The 16,477-nt window shown below is 72.3% G+C and carries 13 protein-coding genes; 11 read left to right on the top strand and 2 right to left on the bottom strand.

All coding sequences use genetic code 11. From position 1 onward, the window contains the following. Positions 1-289 precede the first annotated feature (289 nt). The 4 genes from ABTY20_RS29455 to ABTY20_RS29440 all read left to right on the top strand — a co-directional run bounded on the left by ABTY20_RS29455 (position 290) and on the right by ABTY20_RS29440 (position 6,595). Entirely contained in the window at positions 290-1,717 is a 1,428-nt protein-coding gene (locus tag ABTY20_RS29455; RefSeq protein ID WP_352000157.1) for a M20/M25/M40 family metallo-hydrolase, read from the top strand. Positions 1,718-1,833: 116 nt separating this feature from the next. Next, positions 1,834-3,237: a class II fumarate hydratase gene (locus ABTY20_RS29450; protein WP_352000156.1), complete on the top strand. Its 1,404-nt coding sequence runs from the start codon at positions 1,834-1,836 to the stop codon at positions 3,235-3,237. Between the two features lie 72 nt (positions 3,238-3,309). Beyond that, positions 3,310-3,981 carry a cytidylyl-2-hydroxypropylphosphonate hydrolase gene (gene fomD / locus ABTY20_RS29445; RefSeq protein WP_352000155.1) on the top strand — a complete coding sequence of 224 codons (672 nt, stop codon included), beginning with the start codon at positions 3,310-3,312 and terminating at the stop codon, positions 3,979-3,981. Between the two features lie 466 nt (positions 3,982-4,447). Next, positions 4,448-6,595: an ATP-binding SpoIIE family protein phosphatase gene (locus ABTY20_RS29440; protein WP_352000154.1), complete on the top strand. Its 2,148-nt coding sequence runs from the start codon at positions 4,448-4,450 to the stop codon at positions 6,593-6,595. A 65-nt stretch (positions 6,596-6,660) separates the two neighbouring features. On the opposite strand, the gene ABTY20_RS29435 is transcribed toward ABTY20_RS29440, so the two are convergent. Then, the gene (locus ABTY20_RS29435) at positions 6,661-8,955 is read right to left on the bottom strand and encodes a transglycosylase domain-containing protein (protein WP_352000153.1); all 2,295 of its coding nucleotides are present in this window, start codon (positions 8,953-8,955) and stop codon (positions 6,661-6,663) included. 260 nt (positions 8,956-9,215) lie between these two features. On the opposite strand from ABTY20_RS29435, the gene ABTY20_RS29430 reads away from it, so the two are divergent. From ABTY20_RS29430 to ABTY20_RS29410, 5 genes are all read left to right on the top strand, one after another. After that, complete coding sequence (locus ABTY20_RS29430; protein WP_352000152.1) at positions 9,216-10,151, top strand: SPFH domain-containing protein; 936 nt, start codon at positions 9,216-9,218, stop codon at positions 10,149-10,151. Continuing rightward, positions 10,148-10,402, top strand: a complete 255-nt coding sequence (locus ABTY20_RS29425; protein WP_352000151.1) for a type II toxin-antitoxin system antitoxin — start codon at positions 10,148-10,150, stop codon at positions 10,400-10,402. The genes ABTY20_RS29430 and ABTY20_RS29425 overlap by 4 nt, the downstream gene beginning before the upstream one ends. A 172-nt stretch (positions 10,403-10,574) precedes the next feature. Beyond that, positions 10,575-11,099 (top strand): PadR family transcriptional regulator, encoded by a 525-nt coding sequence (locus ABTY20_RS29420; protein WP_352000149.1) that lies wholly within the window; start codon positions 10,575-10,577, stop codon positions 11,097-11,099. Beyond that, entirely contained in the window at positions 11,096-11,791 is a 696-nt protein-coding gene (locus ABTY20_RS29415; protein ID WP_352000147.1) for an ABC transporter ATP-binding protein, read from the top strand. Before ABTY20_RS29420 ends, ABTY20_RS29415 begins: the two co-directional genes overlap by 4 nt. After that, on the top strand, positions 11,788-14,124 hold the full coding sequence (locus tag ABTY20_RS29410; protein ID WP_352000145.1) for an ABC transporter permease: 2,337 nt from the start codon (positions 11,788-11,790) through the stop codon (positions 14,122-14,124). The genes ABTY20_RS29415 and ABTY20_RS29410 overlap by 4 nt, the downstream gene beginning before the upstream one ends. Before the next feature lie 23 nt (positions 14,125-14,147). Here the strand turns inward: ABTY20_RS29410 and ABTY20_RS29405 are convergent, their stop codons facing one another. Then, positions 14,148-15,092 carry a LysR substrate-binding domain-containing protein gene (locus ABTY20_RS29405; protein ID WP_502991916.1) on the bottom strand — a complete coding sequence of 315 codons (945 nt, stop codon included), beginning with the start codon at positions 15,090-15,092 and terminating at the stop codon, positions 14,148-14,150. A gap of 133 nt (positions 15,093-15,225) precedes the next feature. Here ABTY20_RS29405 and ABTY20_RS29400 point away from each other — a divergent pair, with 133 nt between their 5' ends. Further along, on the top strand, positions 15,226-15,780 hold the full coding sequence (locus ABTY20_RS29400) for a peroxiredoxin (RefSeq protein WP_352000143.1): 555 nt from the start codon (positions 15,226-15,228) through the stop codon (positions 15,778-15,780). A gap of 6 nt (positions 15,781-15,786) precedes the next feature. Then, positions 15,787-16,320, top strand: a complete 534-nt coding sequence (locus tag ABTY20_RS29395) for an alkyl hydroperoxide reductase (RefSeq protein WP_184818023.1) — start codon at positions 15,787-15,789, stop codon at positions 16,318-16,320. The last annotated feature ends 157 nt before the right edge of the window (positions 16,321-16,477 follow it).

Raw genomic sequence — 16,477 nt, 5'->3', positions numbered from 1 at the left:
CCGTTCCCGTGCGCCGGGGGGGGGGGGGCGGGGGGGGGGTTTGTGCCGCGCGGGGGGGGGGGGGGGGGGTTTCCCCCCCCCCCACCGCCCCTTCCCGTTCCCGGCCCCGGGAACCGACCGGCGTCCGCATAGCGGATCCCGTGTGCTTCTTTCGGACAATCAGGCCCCGGTCCCGCCCTTTCCGTTGACTGGCTCAACCAACACTGTGAGTCTTCTCGCCACTCCGACATGCTCATGCCATGTCAATCCTGTGTGGCTCACCCCACAGCCACCTCCCGGAGGAGACAAGGTGAAACGAAGATTCGCCGTGGCGGGCCTCTCGCTCGCTGTCGTGCTCGGCTGCGGCACACTCCCCGCCGCGGCCGCCGGCCCCGCGCCCGCCGCGGACACCGCCGCCGTCGCCGCCGCGCCCGACGTCGACGTGACCAAGGTGAGGGCGCACCTGAGCGAACTCAGTGCCATCGCCGGGCGGAACGGCGGGAACCGCCGGTCCACCACCCAGGGCTACCGCGACTCCGTCGCCTACGTGAAGGGCAGGCTGCAGGCCGCCGGGTACACCGTCACCGAGCAGCCGTGCACCTCCGGCTGCACCAGCGGGGCCGGGCCCAACCTGATCGCCGAGTGGCCGGGGGGCGACGCCACCAACGTGTACATGTTCGGCGCCCACCTCGACGGCGTCTCGGCCGGGCCCGGCATGAACGACAACGGCTCCGGCTCCGCCGCCCTGCTCGAGAACGCCCTGACGCTGGCGCAGCAGAACCCCACCATGCGCAACCGGGTCCGCTTCGCCTGGTGGACCGACGAGGAGCAGGGTCTCAACGGGTCCGACTTCTACGTGCGTTCGCTGTCGTCGACCGAGCGCGCGAAGATCAAGGCGTACTACAACTTCGACATGGTCGCCTCCACCAACGGCGGCTACTTCGTCAACCACATCACCTCCTCGGCCGCCGCGCCGATGAAGGCGTACTGGGACTCGCTGGGCCTGCAGCCGGAGGAGAACACCGAGGGCGCGGGGCGCAGCGACGACTACTCCTTCGAGCAGTACTCCATCCCCACCTCCGGCTACGCGATGGGCGCCAGCGCCCGCAAGACCTCCGCGCAGGCCGCCAAGTGGGGCGGCACGGCGGGCAGGGCGTACGACCCCTGCTACCACTCCTCCTGCGACACCCTCACCAACATCAACACCACCGGCCTCGACCGCGCGTCCGACGGCATCGCGTACACGATCTGGCAGCGGGCCGTGGACACCGGCACCGGCGGCGGCTGCGACACCGCCGGAGCGGTCGCGAACGGCGGGTTCGAGAGCGGCACCTCGCCGTGGACCGGGACCACCGGGGCCATCGGCGCCCACACGGGCCAGTCGCCCCACAGCGGGAGCCGGTTCGCCTGGCTCGCGGGGAACGGGACCACGAGCACCGAGTCGATCAGCCAGACGGTGACCGTGCCGGCCGGGTGCTCCCGGGCGTCGCTGGCCTACTGGCTGCACATCGACACCGACGAGTCCGGCTCGACCGCGTACGACAGGTTCACCGTCAGGGCCGGCGGCACCACGCTCGCCACCCTGTCCAACGTCAACGCCGGCAGCGGCTACGTGCAGCGGTCGGTCGGCCTGTCGGCGTACGCCGGGCAGACGGTGACCCTGACCTTCGCCGCCAGCGAGGACCGCAGCCTGCAGACCAGCTTCCTCCTGGACGACGTCGCCCTCCAGAGCGGCTGACCTCCTCCTCCCCCCACGGGACCGCCGCCCCGCCGCGCACCTCTTGCGGTGGGGCGGCGGCCGTCCGGGAATACGCTCGTCGGACACCGCTGCTGTGCATGCTCGGAGGTACGACGATGACGACCACGGACGACGACCGGCACTACCGCGTCGAGCACGACTCCATGGGGGAGGTGAGGGTACCGGCCGACGCCAAGTGGCGCGCGCAGACCCAGCGCGCCGTGGAGAACTTCCCGGTCTCCGGGCAGCGCCTGGAACGGGCCCACATCGAGGCGCTGGCCCGCATCAAGGGCGCCGCGGCCAAGGTGAACGCCCGGCTCGGGGTGCTGGACGAGGACGTCGCCGGGGCGATCCAGGAGGCGGCGGGCGAGGTCGCCGAGGGCCGGTGGGACGAGCACTTCCCCGTCGACGTGTTCCAGACGGGCTCCGGGACCTCGTCCAACATGAACGCCAACGAGGTCCTCGCCACGCTCGCCACCGAGCGGCTGGGGCGGGACGTGCACCCCAACGACCACGTCAACGCCTCGCAGTCGTCCAACGACGTCTTCCCGTCCTCCCTCCACATCGCCGCGACCGCCGCCGTCACCCGCGACCTGATCCCGGCCCTCGACCACCTCGCCGCGTCCCTGGAGCGCAAGGCCGAGGAGTTCGCCGACGTGGTGAAGTCCGGGCGCACCCATCTGATGGACGCCACTCCGGTGACCCTGGGTCAGGAGTTCGGCGGGTACGCGGCCCAGGTGCGGTACGGGATCGAGCGGCTGAACGCCTCCCTGCCGCGCCTCGCCGAACTGCCGCTGGGCGGGACCGCCGTCGGCACCGGCATCAACACCCCGCCGGGGTTCTCCGCCGCCGTCATCGAGGAGGTGGCCCGCGCGACCGGGCTGCCGCTGACCGAGGCGCGCGACCACTTCGAGGCGCAGGGCGCCCGCGACGGCGTCGTGGAGACCAGCGGACAGCTGCGGACCATCGCCGTCGGACTGACGAAGATCGCCAACGATCTGCGCTGGATGGCGTCGGGACCGCGCACCGGCCTCGCCGAGATCTCCCTGCCCGATCTCCAGCCCGGCTCCTCCATCATGCCCGGCAAGGTCAACCCGGTGATCCCGGAGGCCGTGCTCATGGTGTGCGCGCAGGTCACCGGCAACGACGCCACCGTCGCGGCGGCCGGCGCCTCCGGGAACTTCGAGCTCAACGTCATGCTGCCGGTCATCGCGAAGAACGTCCTGGAGTCGGTGCGGCTGCTCGCAGCCGTCTCCCGGCTGCTCGCCGACCGCACCGTCGACGGGATCGTCGCCCACCGGGAACGGGCCCGGGAGTACGCCGAGTCCTCGCCGTCCGTGGTCACCCCGCTCAACCGGTACATCGGCTACGAGGAGGCCGCCAGGGTCGCCAAGAAGTCCCTGGCCGAGCGGAAGACCATCCGGCAGGTGGTCCTGGAGGGCGGCTACGTCGAGCGCGGCGACCTCACCGTCGAACAGCTCGACGAGGCGCTGGACGTCCTGCGGATGACCCGGCCGTAGGACGCGCGAACCATGACGGGGGACCGCGGCGTCGTAGGGCCGTGACACCTACTATCCGATGGCGGAGGGACGATGCGCGAGGACACGGGCGGGACGGCCGGGCACTGGGCGCCCGGGACACGGATCCTGTGGCGGTACCGGGAGAACGGCGGCGCGCGCATCCACATCGCGCGCCCCGTCACGGTCGTGCGCGACGACCCGGAACTGCTCGCGGTGTGGCTGGCGCCCGGCACCGAGTGCGTGAAGCCGGTGCTCGCCGACGGCACGCCCGTGCACCGGGAGCCGCTCGGCACCCGGTACACCAAGCCGCGCACGGTGCGGCGGGACCACTGGTCCGGCACCGGTGTGCTGAAGCTGGCCCGGCCCGGCGAGCCCTGGTCGGTGTGGCTGTTCTGGGACCCGGGCTGGCGCTTCAAGAACTGGTACGTGAACCTGGAGGAACCGCTGGTCCGCTGGGCCGGCGGGGTGGACTCCGAGGATCACTTCCTGGACATCTCCGTGCACCCGGACCGGAGCTGGTACTGGCGGGACGAGGACGAGTTCGCGCAGGCCCGCCACGACGGCCTGGTGGACTCCGCGCTGGCCGGAAGGGTGCGGGAGGCCGGGCGGGCCGCCGTGGAGGTGATCGGGGCCTGGGGGCCGCCGTTCGGGGACGGATGGGAGAACTGGCGCCCCGACCCGTCGTGGACGGTACCGTCACTGCCACGGGACTGGGACCGCACTCCGATACATGTGTCCTCGTGAGACCCTTGCTGTGCCCCCGGGCAGGAAACGTAGGATCGTCCTCCGCAAGGGTGCGGGGCAGCAACCAGCGGAACACGCACCGTGCTTGACCGATCGTCACCGAGGGGCGGCAGGACGTGAGCGAGGGGTACGGAAACACCGGCACCGGCCGGGAACGGCCGGCCAGGGCCTGTCCGGCGGACCGGGCCGCGGACGCGGGGTCCGGCACGCCCGCCCGCGGCGCCGCCGTCGGGTGCCGGCTCCGCCGCGCCCGGCTCCTGCCCCACCCCCGGCCTCGCCCGGGCGGGAGGGACCTCCGTGCGCGGGGGACCCCCGTCGCGTCGGCGCCCCCCTCCGGTCCGACCCGCCGGACGGGCCCCGGCACAGGAACGACCTCTGACCACGCGGGAAATCCGTTCCGGGGACACGTGTTCCGGGTATCGGAGTTCCGGCGGGACGAACCGCGCGCACGGCGTGCGCCGGACGGATGGACTCGACACGCGTGACGGAGCAGCCGACCTCCTTCGGGCGCCCACAGCCGGGCGCCGACCCCGTGGATCCCCACGGGGCGCTCCTGCGTACCCCGCCACCGGCACAGGTGCCGGGCACCGGGGCCGCCTTACCCGTACAGAGCCGCTCCGGCGGTGAGCCTCCCGCGTCCGGGGCCACGCCCCCGGGGCCGTCCGGGGCCACGTCACCGGGCACGACGACACCCGGCGGCACCGGCCAGGACCCGGCGGCCGGGCCCGGTTCCGAGCACGCCCAGCCGGGTGCCGGACAGGGCGCGGAGCCGGACACCCACCGGCCGCGTCCCGTGCCCGAGGGCATCCCGGTGCAGCCGGCCGCGGACCACGACCGGCCCGTGCGGGTCCCCGACGGCACGGAGCGCCGCACCGGGCAGCCGGCGCACCCCGGGCGGCCCACGCCGATGCGGCGGGACGGGGACCGGCTGCGGTTCGTCGGCGCCGCGACCCGGCGGATCGCCCGCGGCATCGACCTGGACGAGATCGTGATGGGGCTGTGCCGGGCCACCGTGCCCACCTTCTCCGACGCGATCCTGGTCTACCTGCGCGATCCGCTGCCGGTCGGCGACGAGCGGCCCACCGGGCCGCTGGTGCTGCGGCTGCGCCGCACCGACCGGATCCCGGCCGAGCGGGACACCGAGGGCGGGTTCACCCCGGCCGCCCCGCCGGAGCCGTCCGAACTGGACTCGGTCGGCGCGGAGCTGTGCACGGTGCGGCCCGGCAGCGCGCTCGCCGAGGTGCTGCGCGGGGTGCGGCCGGTGTTCACGGACGCGCCGGCGGCCCGCGCCGCGCTGCCCGAACTCCTCGGCGAGGAGGGCGCGTCGGCCGTGCCGGACGGGCAGCGGGCGATCCTCGCGCCGCTGCGCGGCCGGCGGCGGGTGATCGGCGCGGCGCTGTTCCTGCGCCGCCCGGAGCGCATCCCGTTCGAGGCCGACGACCTGCTGGTCGCCGCGCAGCTCGCCACGCACAGCGCCCTCGGCATCGACAAGGCGGTGCTGTACGGGCGGGAGGCGTACATCGCGGACGAGCTGCAGCGCACGATGCTGCCGGAGAACCTGCCGCGCTGCACCGGGGTGCGGCTGGCGTCCCGGTACCTGCCGGCCGCGGAGACCGCGCGGGTCGGCGGCGACTGGTACGACGCCATCCCGCTGCCCGGCAGCCGGGTCGCGCTGGTGGTCGGCGACGTCATGGGGCACTCCATGACGTCGGCGGCGATCATGGGCCAGCTGCGCACCACCGCGCAGACCCTGGCCGGACTCGACCTGCCCCCGCAGGAGGTGCTGCACCACCTCGACGAGCAGGCGCAGCGGCTCGGCGTGGACCGCATGGCGACCTGCCTGTACGCGGTGTACGACCCGGTGGCGCACCGCATCACCATCGCCAACGCCGGCCACCCGCCGCCCGTCCTGCTGGAGCTGGGCGGCCGGGCCGAGGTGCTGCGGGTGCCCGCGGGCGCCCCGATCGGCGTGGGCGGGGTGGACTTCGAGGCCGTGGAGCTGGACGCGCCCGCCGGGGCGACCCTGCTGCTCTACACCGACGGCCTGGTGGAGTCCCGGCTGCGGGACGTGTGGACCGGCATCGAGCAGTTGCGGGAGAAGCTCGCCGCGACCGCGCAGCTGACCGGCCCGGACCATCCGCCGCCGCTGGAGGCGCTGTGCGACGAGGTGCTCGACATGCTCGGCCCGGGCGACCGGGACGACGACATCGCGCTGCTCGCCGCCCGCTTCGACGGGATCGCGCCGAGCGACGTGGCGTACTGGTTCCTGGAGCCGGAGGACGCGGCCCCCGGCCGGGCCCGCCGGCTGGCCCGCAAGGCCCTGTCCCGCTGGGGCATGGAGGAGCTGAGCGACTCCGTCGAGCTGCTGGTCAGCGAGGTGGTGACGAACGCCGTGCGGTACGCCACGCGGCCGGTCACGCTGCGGCTGCTGCGCACCGACGTGCTGCGCTGCGAGGTCGGTGACGACGTGCCCCAGCTGCCGCGGCTGCGGCAGGCGCGGGCCACGGACGAGGGCGGGCGCGGGCTGTACCTGGTGAACCGGCTGGCCCGGCGCTGGGGCGCGACCCGGCTGAGCACGGGCAAGGTGGTGTGGTTCGAGCTGAACCACGGCTGAGCCGCCGCACGACGTGACGCGAGGGGCGCCCGGTGCCGTCACCGGGCGCCCCTCGCGTTCTCCGTCTACTGCGCCTCCTCGCCCTCCGGGTCGTCCGGGCCCCCCGGGAGCTCGAACGTCGGCGGTGCGGAGGTGGTCGGGTCGGCAGGCGGCTCCGACGTCGGCGGCCGGCTGCTCGGTGGCGCGGACGTCGGCGGCTCGGAGGTCTCCGGCGGCGCCTCGGTGGTCGGTTCCTCGCTCGTCGGCTCGTCGCTCGGCGTCTTCGACGGCGACTGCGAGACCGACGGCGAGCTGCTCGGCTTCCTCACCGCGTTGCCCTGCTTGGTGTCCAGGTCGAACTCGGTGACCTCGTCCATGACGCCGAAGGTGTACGCGGACCAGATCTCCGCCGGGGGGCCACCGCCGTTGACGCGGTAGTCGACGCCGGCCGCCCGGTACATCGGGACCTGCTCGCCGTTCTTCGGGTCCTCGCCGAACAGGCCGACCGAGGTGACCAGCCGGGGGGTGAAGCCGGTGAACCAGGCCGACTTGTTGTTGTCGGACGTACCGGTCTTGCCGGCGACCTGCTGGCCGTCGCGCAGCGGGTTGTCCCGCACGGAAGCCTGGGCCGTGCCGTCGTCGACCACGCCGGTGAGCACGGAGGTCACCGTGTCGGCGGCCTCGCGGCTGATGACCTGCTCGCCGATCGGGTCGGGGAACTCGACCGCGCGGTCCTTGTGCTCGACCGACTTCACGATCGCCGGGGTGACCTTCTTGCCGTGGTTGTCGAGGGTGGCGTAGACGCCGGCCATCTCCAGCGGGCTCGCGCCCATGGTGCCCAGGGTCTGCGCGGGCAGGGGGGCCATGCCCTCGGTCTCCATGCCGAGTTCGCCCGCGGTCTCGACCACCTCGGACATGCCGACGTCGATGCCCATCTGTGCGAAGACCGAGTTGACGGACTTGTTCATCGCCTCCTGGACGGTGATGTCGCCGTAGTTCCGGTCGTCCTCGTTGGGCGGCGCGAAGCCGACCTCCTTGCCGCCGTCCACCACGGGGCGCTCGCTGGTGCCGTCGTAGAGGGTGTTCGCCGTGATCGGCACGCCGTCCTGCGTCTCGGCGTCCCGGTCCACGGCCGCGGCGAGGATCAGCGGCTTGAAGGTGGAGGCGGGCTGGTAGTCGTCGCGGGTGGCGTTGTTCCGGTAGTGCTTCACGTAGTCCACGCCGCCGTACATCGCCACGACCGCGCCCGTCTTCGGGTCGACGGAGGCTGCTCCGGCCTGGACGGCGGCGTCGACCTTGCGCTCCTCGGGGTCCAGCCTGCTGGTGAGCCGGTCCTTGACCGCCTCCTCCAGCGCCTTCTGCTTCTTCTTGTCGATGTTGAGCGTGACGGTGTAGCCGCCGAGGTCCAGCATGGCCTCGGCCTGCTTCACGTCCTCGGCGGTGCCCTGGGCGACGAGCTGCCGCTTGAGCGCGGTGTTGGCGGCCTCGACCAGGTATCCGGTCTGGCCCTCCATGCCGGGGGCGGCCTTGGGCTCCTCGGGGACCGGGAACTTCATGTCCCGCCGGTCGGCCCGGTCCAGCCACTCCTGCTCGACCATGTTGTCCAGGACGTAGTTCCAGCGTTCCCGGACGAGCTTCCTGCCGGTGTCGCTGGCGATCGCCCAGTCGTACTGGTTCGGCGCCTGGAGCAGCGCGGCGAGGTAGGCGCCCTGCTCGACGGTGAGGTCCTCGGCGTCGACGCGGTAGTAGGCCTGGGCGGCGGCCTGGATGCCGTAGGCGCCGCGGCCGTAGTAGCTGGTGTTGATGTAGCCGGCGAGGATGTACTCCTTGGACTTCTCCCGGTCCAGCTTCAGGGAGATGACCAGTTCCTTCAGCTTGCGGCTGACGGTCTGCTCCTGGGACAGGTAGTAGTTCTTGACGTACTGCTGGGTGATCGTCGAACCGCCCTGCGCGCCCTTGCCGGAGACCGTGTTGAGCAGGCCGCGCGCGGTGCCCTTGAGGTCGACGCCGGAGTCCTTGTAGAAGGACTTGTTCTCGGCGGCGACGAAGGCGCGCTGGACGTCCTTGGGCACCTTCGCCAGGTCGACGATCTCGCGGTTGCGGTCGCCCGTGCGGGCCATGATGCTGCCGTCGCTGTACTTGTAGACGTTGCTCTGCAGCTCGGCGTCGGCGTTCCCCTCGGGGATGTCGATCACCATGTACAGCACGATGAAGGCGCCCATGCCGAGCAGGCAGAGGCCGAAGAACGTGCCGAGGACCTTCTTCCAGGTGAAGAGGCGGCGTATGCCGCTGCGGCCGGCCGAGCCCGACGAACGGCGGCCCTGGGGTGCCGCACGGCGCCCACCGCGCTGTCGTGCGCGTCTTTCTTCCGCTCGTCCCATGCGTCCGTTCCGCTCCGCTTCGTTCGTGTGTGCTCTACCGCCACACCAGTTCGCCGCTCGGGTCAGCTCAGAAAGCTAACACCGGGAGCTATGACAAAGGGCCGCCCTTCCGGCCTTTACGGGCGTGACAATCAGCACCCGCTCCAACGGAACCGACGTCCGAGAGGGGCGCGAGGTTGCCGGAGTGGGGTAATCTGATATCACTTAGCTAGACAGGCGCTAGCCGTTCGGCGGGCGCCCGGAGAAACGGGGGACCACCCATGTCCACACACGACACGCAGGTCACGGCCGACGTGCCGGAGATGCCGGCCCCGCGCGTGCGGGAGTTCGCGGCGCACAGCATCGGCGGCGGTCTCGCGCTGCTGCTCGGCCTCGTCGGCCTGATGGCCGGCGCCGCGCTGATCGTCACCGCCACGGCGGTCGCCGGGACCGGCGTCAAGGCCGTGCTGATCATCGGCGGCGTCCTGGTCGCCGTCGCCGCGTTCCTCGCGATGTGCGGGCTGAACATGGTGGCGCCGGGCGAGGCGCGGGTGGTGCAGCTCTTCGGCCGCTACCGGGGCACGATCCGGCAGGACGGGCTGCGCTGGGTGAACCCCCTCACCTCGCGCCGGAAGATCTCCACGCGGGTGCGCAACCACGAGACCGCCGTCCTGAAGGTGAACGACGCCTACGGCAACCCGATCGAACTGGCCGCGGTCGTGGTGTGGCGGGTGGAGGACACCGCCCAGGCCACCTTCGAGGTGGACGACTACGTCGAGTTCGTCTCCACCCAGACCGAGGCGGCCGTGCGGCACATCGCCATCGAGTACCCCTACGACGCCCACGACGAGGACGGCCTCTCGCTGCGCGGCAACGCCGAGGAGATCACCGAGAAGCTCGCCGTCGAACTGCACGCGCGCGTGGAGGCGGCCGGGGTGCAGATCATCGAGTCCCGGTTCACCCACCTCGCGTACGCTCCGGAGATCGCCTCGGCGATGCTCCAGCGGCAGCAGGCGGGCGCCGTCGTGGCGGCCCGGCAGAAGATCGTGGAGGGTGCCGTGGGCATGGTGGAGTCGGCGCTGGCCCGGATCGCCGAGCAGGACATCGTGGAGCTGGACCCCGAACGGAAGGCGGCGATGGTGTCCAACCTGATGGTGGTGCTGTGCGGTGACCGCTCCGCGCAGCCGGTCCTCAACACCGGGACGCTCTACCAGTGACGACTCCGTCCGGGGGCCCGGCCCCCCAGGGCCGGCCGCAGCGCAAGCAGGTGCTGCTGCGGCTGGACCCGTCGGTGTACGAGGCGCTGGCGCGGTGGGCGAACGACGAGTTGCGCTCCGCCAACGCGCAGATCGAGTTCCTGCTGCGGCGGGCGCTGGCCGAGGCGGGGAGGCTGCCCGGCGACACCGGGCCCCTCCCCCGCCGCGGGCGGCCGCCCGGAGGCTCCGCCCCCAGGCCCCCGTCGGCCTGAACGGCCCCGCCCTCGCCCCCCGAAGGGGGCACTCCCGGACGGGCCGCTCGCGCTCGGCCCCCGGCGGCAGAACCGTGACAATCGCCTTCCACCTGCGCCTCCGTACCCCCCGGCACGACCTGCTCACTCCGTGTATACACACTGCGTATACACCGTGTGTAGAGTGCTCCGCATGTCCATCGGTCACACCCTCCTGGGACTCCTGGAGTCCGGCCCGCGTCACGGTTACGACCTGAAGCGGGCCTTCGACGAGAAGTTCGGTCACGACCGGCCGCTGCACTACGGCCAGGTCTACTCGACGATGTCCCGACTGCTGAAGAACGGGCTCGTCGAAGTCGACGGCATCGAGACCGGCGGCGGTCCCGAGCGCAAGCGGTACGCGATCACCGAGGCCGGCATCACCGATGTCGAGCACTGGCTCGCCACGCCGGAGAAGCCGGAGCCGTACCTCCAGTCGACGCTCTACACCAAGGTCGTCCTCGCCCTGCTCACCAGCCGGGACGCCGCCGACATCCTCGACACCCAGCGCTCGGAGCACCTGCGCGGCATGCGGATCCTCACTGACCGCAAGCGCAAGGGCGACCTCGCCGACCAGCTCATCTGCGACCACGCCCTGTTCCACCTCGAGGCCGACCTGCGCTGGCTGGAACTGACCGCGGCGCGTCTCGACAAGCTCCGTGCGGCGGTGACCCGATGACCGCTCCCGTCCCCGCCGGCTCCCTGCTCACCGCACGGGACCTGCGCAAGGCCTACGGCCCCACCACCGCGCTCGACGGAGCCGGCTTCTCCATCCACCCCGGCGAGGTCGTCGCCGTGATGGGCCCCTCCGGCTCGGGCAAGTCCACACTGCTGCACTGCCTCGCCGGCATCGTCACCCCCGACTCCGGGTCGATCACCTACCACGGGCGCGAGCTGACCGCGATGAACGACTCCGAGCGCAGCGCGCTGCGGCGTTCGGAGTTCGGCTTCGTCTTCCAGTTCGGGCAGCTCGTCCCGGAGCTCACCTGCGTGGAGAACGTCGCCCTGCCGCTGCGGCTGAACGGCACGCCCCGCAAGGAGGCCGAGCGGGCCGCACTGACCTGGATGGAGCGCCTGGAGGTCGGCGACGTCCGCAAGAAGCGCCCCGGCGAGGTCTCCGGCGGTCAGGGGCAGCGGGTCGCCGTGGCCCGGTCGCTGGTCACCGGCCCGCGGGTGCTGTTCGCCGACGAGCCGACCGGCGCGCTGGACTCGCTCAACGGCGAGCGGGTGATGGAGCTGCTCACCGAGGCCGCCCGGTCCACCAACGCCGCCGTCGTCCTGGTCACCCACGAGGCGCGGGTGGCCGCGTACTCCGACCGCGAGGTCGTCGTGCGCGACGGGAAGTCCCGGGACATGGAGCGCGCCGTATGAGTGCGGGCCAGTGGGCGCGGGACCTCGGCATGGGGATGCGGTTCGCCTTCGCCGGCGGACGCGAGGGCTGGATCCGCGCGCTGCTCACCGCCGTCGGCGTCGGCCTGGGCGTGGCGCTGCTGCTGCTCACCACCGCCCTGCCCGGCGCCCTGGCGGAACGGCACCGGCGGGAGGATGCGCGCCTCGACCACGCCTCCGGCCAGGAGATCGAGCACAAGTCCGACCGCACCCTGATCGTCGCGATGACCGACACCGAGTTCGACGACCGCGACGTCCGCGGCCGGCTGCTGGAGCCGGAGGGCGCCGAGGCCCCCCTCCCGCCGGGCCTGCGGGAGTTCCCGGCGCCGGGCGACATGGTCGTCTCCCCCGCGCTCAAGGAGCTGCTGGAGTCCGACGGCGGCGCGCTGCTGCGCGAGCGCATCCCGTACGACCTCGTGGGGACGATCGGTGAGCAGGGGCTGATCGGCTCGCAGGAACTCGCCTACTACGCGGGCGGCGAGAAACTCGCGGAGCGGATCGGCAAGTCCACGGCGACGCGTCTGGAGTCCTTCGGGGACCCCAACCCCACGGAGGAGGAGACGGATCCGGTCCTGGTGCTGCTGGTCCTGGTCGTCTTCGTGGTGCTGCTGATGCCGGTCGCCGTGTTCATCGCCGCGGCGGTGCGGTTCGGCGGCGAACGGCGCGACCGCAGGCTGGCGGCGCTCCGGCTGGTCGGCTCCGACAGTGGCATGACCCGGCGGATCGCCGCGGGCGAGGCGCTCGCCGGGGCACTGCTCGGGCTGGTGTTCGGCACCGGGTTCTTCCTCGCGGGACGTGACCTCGCGTCCTCCTTCGAGGTGCGGGGCATCAGTGTCTTCCCGAGCTATCTGAACCCCTCGCCGCTGCTCGCGCTGCTGGTCGCGGTGGCGGTTCCCACGGCCGCCGTGCTGGTGACCCTGCTCGCGCTGCGCGGGGTGGTCATCGAGCCGCTGGGCGTGGTGCGCACGGCACGGCCCGCCCGCCGCCGGCTGTGGTGGCGGCTGCTGCTGCCGCTCGCCGGGGTCGGGATGCTGTTCCCCATGATGGGCCAGGGCCGGGAGAACGGGGACTTCAACCAGTACCTGGTCACCGGCGGAGTCATCTGCCTGCTCGTCGGGGTCACCGCGCTGCTGCCGTGGATCGTGGAGACGGTCGTCGCCCGGCTCGGCGCGGGCAACGTGTCCTGGCAACTGGCGGTGCGCCGCCTCCAGTTGAGCAGCGGGGCGGCGGCACGGCTGGTCAACGGCATCGCCGTGGCCGTGGCCGGGGCGATCGCGCTCCAGATGCTGTTCACCGGGGTCGAGGACACCTACACCAAGGACACGGGGTACGACGTGTCGACGGCCCAGATGCAGGTGCGCATCCCGGAGGGCGTCGACACCGCCGCGGCCGCCGCCGAGTTCGAGAGGACCGAGGGGGTGCGCAAGGTCTACGCGCTCTCCGAGGCCTACTTCTCGGACCGGCCCTGGGACCAGGATCCCGAGCGCTCCGCGGAGCTGACCGTCGGTGACTGCGCCACCCTGCGCGAGGTGGCGAAGCTGCCCTCGTGCGAGGACGGCGACACGTTCGCGGTCCGGGGCGGCGAGTACGACACCGACACGCCGTCGCTGAGCGTGCCGGGCCAGAAGCTGTACCTGGAGACCACCGGCGAGGACGGCGAGACCGAGAGCATCGTCTGGACCGTGCCGAAGACGCTCCGGCAGGCCGACTCCGTCAAGGACCCGACGGGCACCCTGCGCGGCGGCTTCCTGATGACCCCGGGCGCGCTGACCGCGTCCCTGGGCGAGGCCGTCACCGGGGAGCTGTACCTGTCGGTGGACGACTCGGTGCCCCACGCCCGCGAGTACGTGCGCAACACGGCGTACGCGATCGACCCGCTGTCGGAGCCGATGACCTGGTACTCCACCGAGCGCACCGACCGCTACGAGTCCATCCGCCAGGGCCTGTTCGTCGGCGCCGCCGCCGTGCTGGCGCTGATCGGGGCGAGCCTGCTGGTCTCCCAGCTCGAGCAGTTGCGGGAACGCCGCAAACTGCTGTCCGCCCTGGTCGCCTTCGGCACCCGCCGGCGCACCCTGAGCCTGTCGGTGTTCTGGCAGACGGCGATACCGGTCGGCCTGGGCCTGCTGCTGGCCTCGGTGGTGGGCGTGACCCTGGGCGCGGTGCTGCTGAGGATGACCGCGACACCGGTGGGTGTGGACTGGGCGAGCGTACTGCGGATGACCGGCGTCGGCGCGGGGGTGGTCCTCGCGGTGACCCTGCTGAGCCTGCCCCCGCTGCTGCGCATGATGCGCCCGGACGGCCTGCGCACGGAGTGAACGGCACGGACGGCGGGGAGCGTTCAGCTCCCCACTATCCGTACCGGAAGGTCCCGCATCGCCGCGCGCAGGGCCACCGCCAGTTCCTCGTGCTCCGCCGCCCTCGCCGTGCCCGTGCGCATGGCGAGGGCGATGCGGCGGCTGGGGGCCGGGTCGGTGAAGCAGGCGGTGAGCAGCCGGTTGGAGCGGGCGGTCTCGACCGGGACGGCGGTGCGCGGCAGCAGGGTCACCCCCAGACCGCCCGCGACCAGCTGGACGAGTGTGGCCAGTCCGGCCGCCGTGGTGGTGGCCGGGACGTCGGCCCGCCCGGCCTCCCGGCAGATGTCCAGGGCCTGGTCGCGCAGGCAGTGGCCCTCGTCGAGCAGCAGCAGGTTCAGCTCGCGCAGCACCGCACGGGGTACGCCCTCCCGGCCGCCGAGCCGGTGGCCGAGCGGGGTGACCAGCACGAAGTCCTCGTCGAAGAGCGGGATCTCGCTCACGCCGGGGACGCCCACCGGCACCGCGAGCAGCAGCAGGTCGAGCCGGCCGCCGGCCAGCCCGTCCAGCAGGCTCGTGGTCTGCTCCTCGTGCACCTGGAGGTCGAGGAGCGGATAACGGCCGCGGACCAGCCGCAGGATCGTCGGCAGCAGATAGGGCGCGACGGTCGGGATCACGCCGAGCCGCAGCACCCCGGTGAACGGCGCCCGCAGCGCGTCCGCCTCCTCCATCAGCGCGTCGACCTCCCCGAGCACGGCCTTGGCGCGGACGGCGAGCCGCTCACCGGCCGGGGAGAGCAGCACCTTGCGCGTCGTACGCTCCACCAGGGTGACGCCGAGTGTCTCCTCCAGCGCCGACACGGCGCCCGACAGCGCCGGCTGGCTCATCCCGAGCGCCGCGGCGGCGTCCCGGAAGTGCAGGTGCTCGGCCACTGCGGCGAACGCGCGGAGCTGCGCGAAGCTGGGCTGTCTGCGCCTCTTGCCCACGGCCACTGATAACTACCTCCGATCAACACGACCGAGTGTAGCTATTTCACTAATCAATGCACGGTGTGCCAACATCAACAAGGTCCAACCCACGGGAAATACCCGCAATCCGGGTTTTTCCCCGCTGCAAGGAGAGCCCGTGCTCACTGTCGGTGACAAGTTCCCCGATTTCGAACTGACCGCCTGCGTCTCGCTGGAGAAGGGCAAGGAGTTCGAGACGATCAACCACAAGACCTACGAGGGCAAGTGGAAGATCGTGTTCGCCTGGCCCAAGGACTTCACCTTCGTGTGCCCGACCGAGATCGCGGCCTTCGGCAAGCTGAACGACGAGTTCGCCGACCGCGACGCCCAGATCCTCGGCTTCTCCGGTGACTCGGAGTTCGTCCACCACGCCTGGCGCAAGGACCACGACGACCTGCGCGACCTGCCGTTCCCGATGATGGCGGACTCCAAGCACGAGCTGATGCGCGCCCTGGGCATCGAGGGCGAGGACGGCTTCGCCAAGCGCGCCGTGTTCATCGTGGACCAGAACAACGAGATCCAGTTCTCCATGGTGACCGCCGGTTCCGTCGGCCGTAACCCCAAGGAGGTCCTGCGGGTCCTGGACGCCCTGCAGACCGACGAGCTCTGCCCCTGCAACTGGTCCAAGGGCGACGAGACCCTGGACCCGGTCGCGCTGCTGGCCGGAGAGTGAGCTGACGTGTCGCTCGACTCCCTCAAGTCCCGCATACCGGACTACGCCAAGGACCTGAAGCTCAACCTGGGCTCGGTCATCGGCAACTCCGACCTGCCGGCCCAGCAGCTGTGGGGCACGGTGCTGTCGACGGCGATCGCCTCGCGCTCGGCCATCGTGCTGCGCGAGCTGGAGCCGGAGGCGAAGGCGAACCTGTCGCCCGAGGCGTACACGGCCGCCAAGGCCGCCGCCGCGGTGATGGCGATGAACAACGTCTTCTACCGCACCCGCCACCTGCTGTCGGACCACGAGTACGGCAACCTCCGTGCCGGTCTGCGGATGAACGTCATCGGCAACCCGGGCGTCGACAAGGTCGACTTCGAGTTCTGGTCCTTCGCGGTCTCCGCGATCAACGGCTGCGGCATGTGCCTCGACTCGCACGAGCAGGTGCTGCGCAAGGCCGGTGTGGAGCGCGAGGTCATCCAGGAGGCGTTCAAGATCGCCGCGGTGATCCAGGCGGTCGCCGCCACGCTGGACGCGGAAGCGGCCCTCGCGGAGTAACTCCGCCCCCGCCACGCGCCCCGGGCCCGCCCACCCCGACCGGTGGGCGGGCCCGTCCCGTGCATCCCGCACCTTCGCGCCCCCACGTCTCCGCGGGCAGTCGTGCCGCAGGGCGGTACGGGCGGCGCGCGACCCGGCGCTCACGGGGCGCCGGGTC

It is taken from the genome of Streptomyces sp. NPDC126497, assembly GCF_040302425.1.
GTDB lineage: Bacteria > Actinomycetota > Actinomycetes > Streptomycetales > Streptomycetaceae > Streptomyces.
This window is presented reverse-complemented; position numbering and strand designations above follow the sequence as displayed.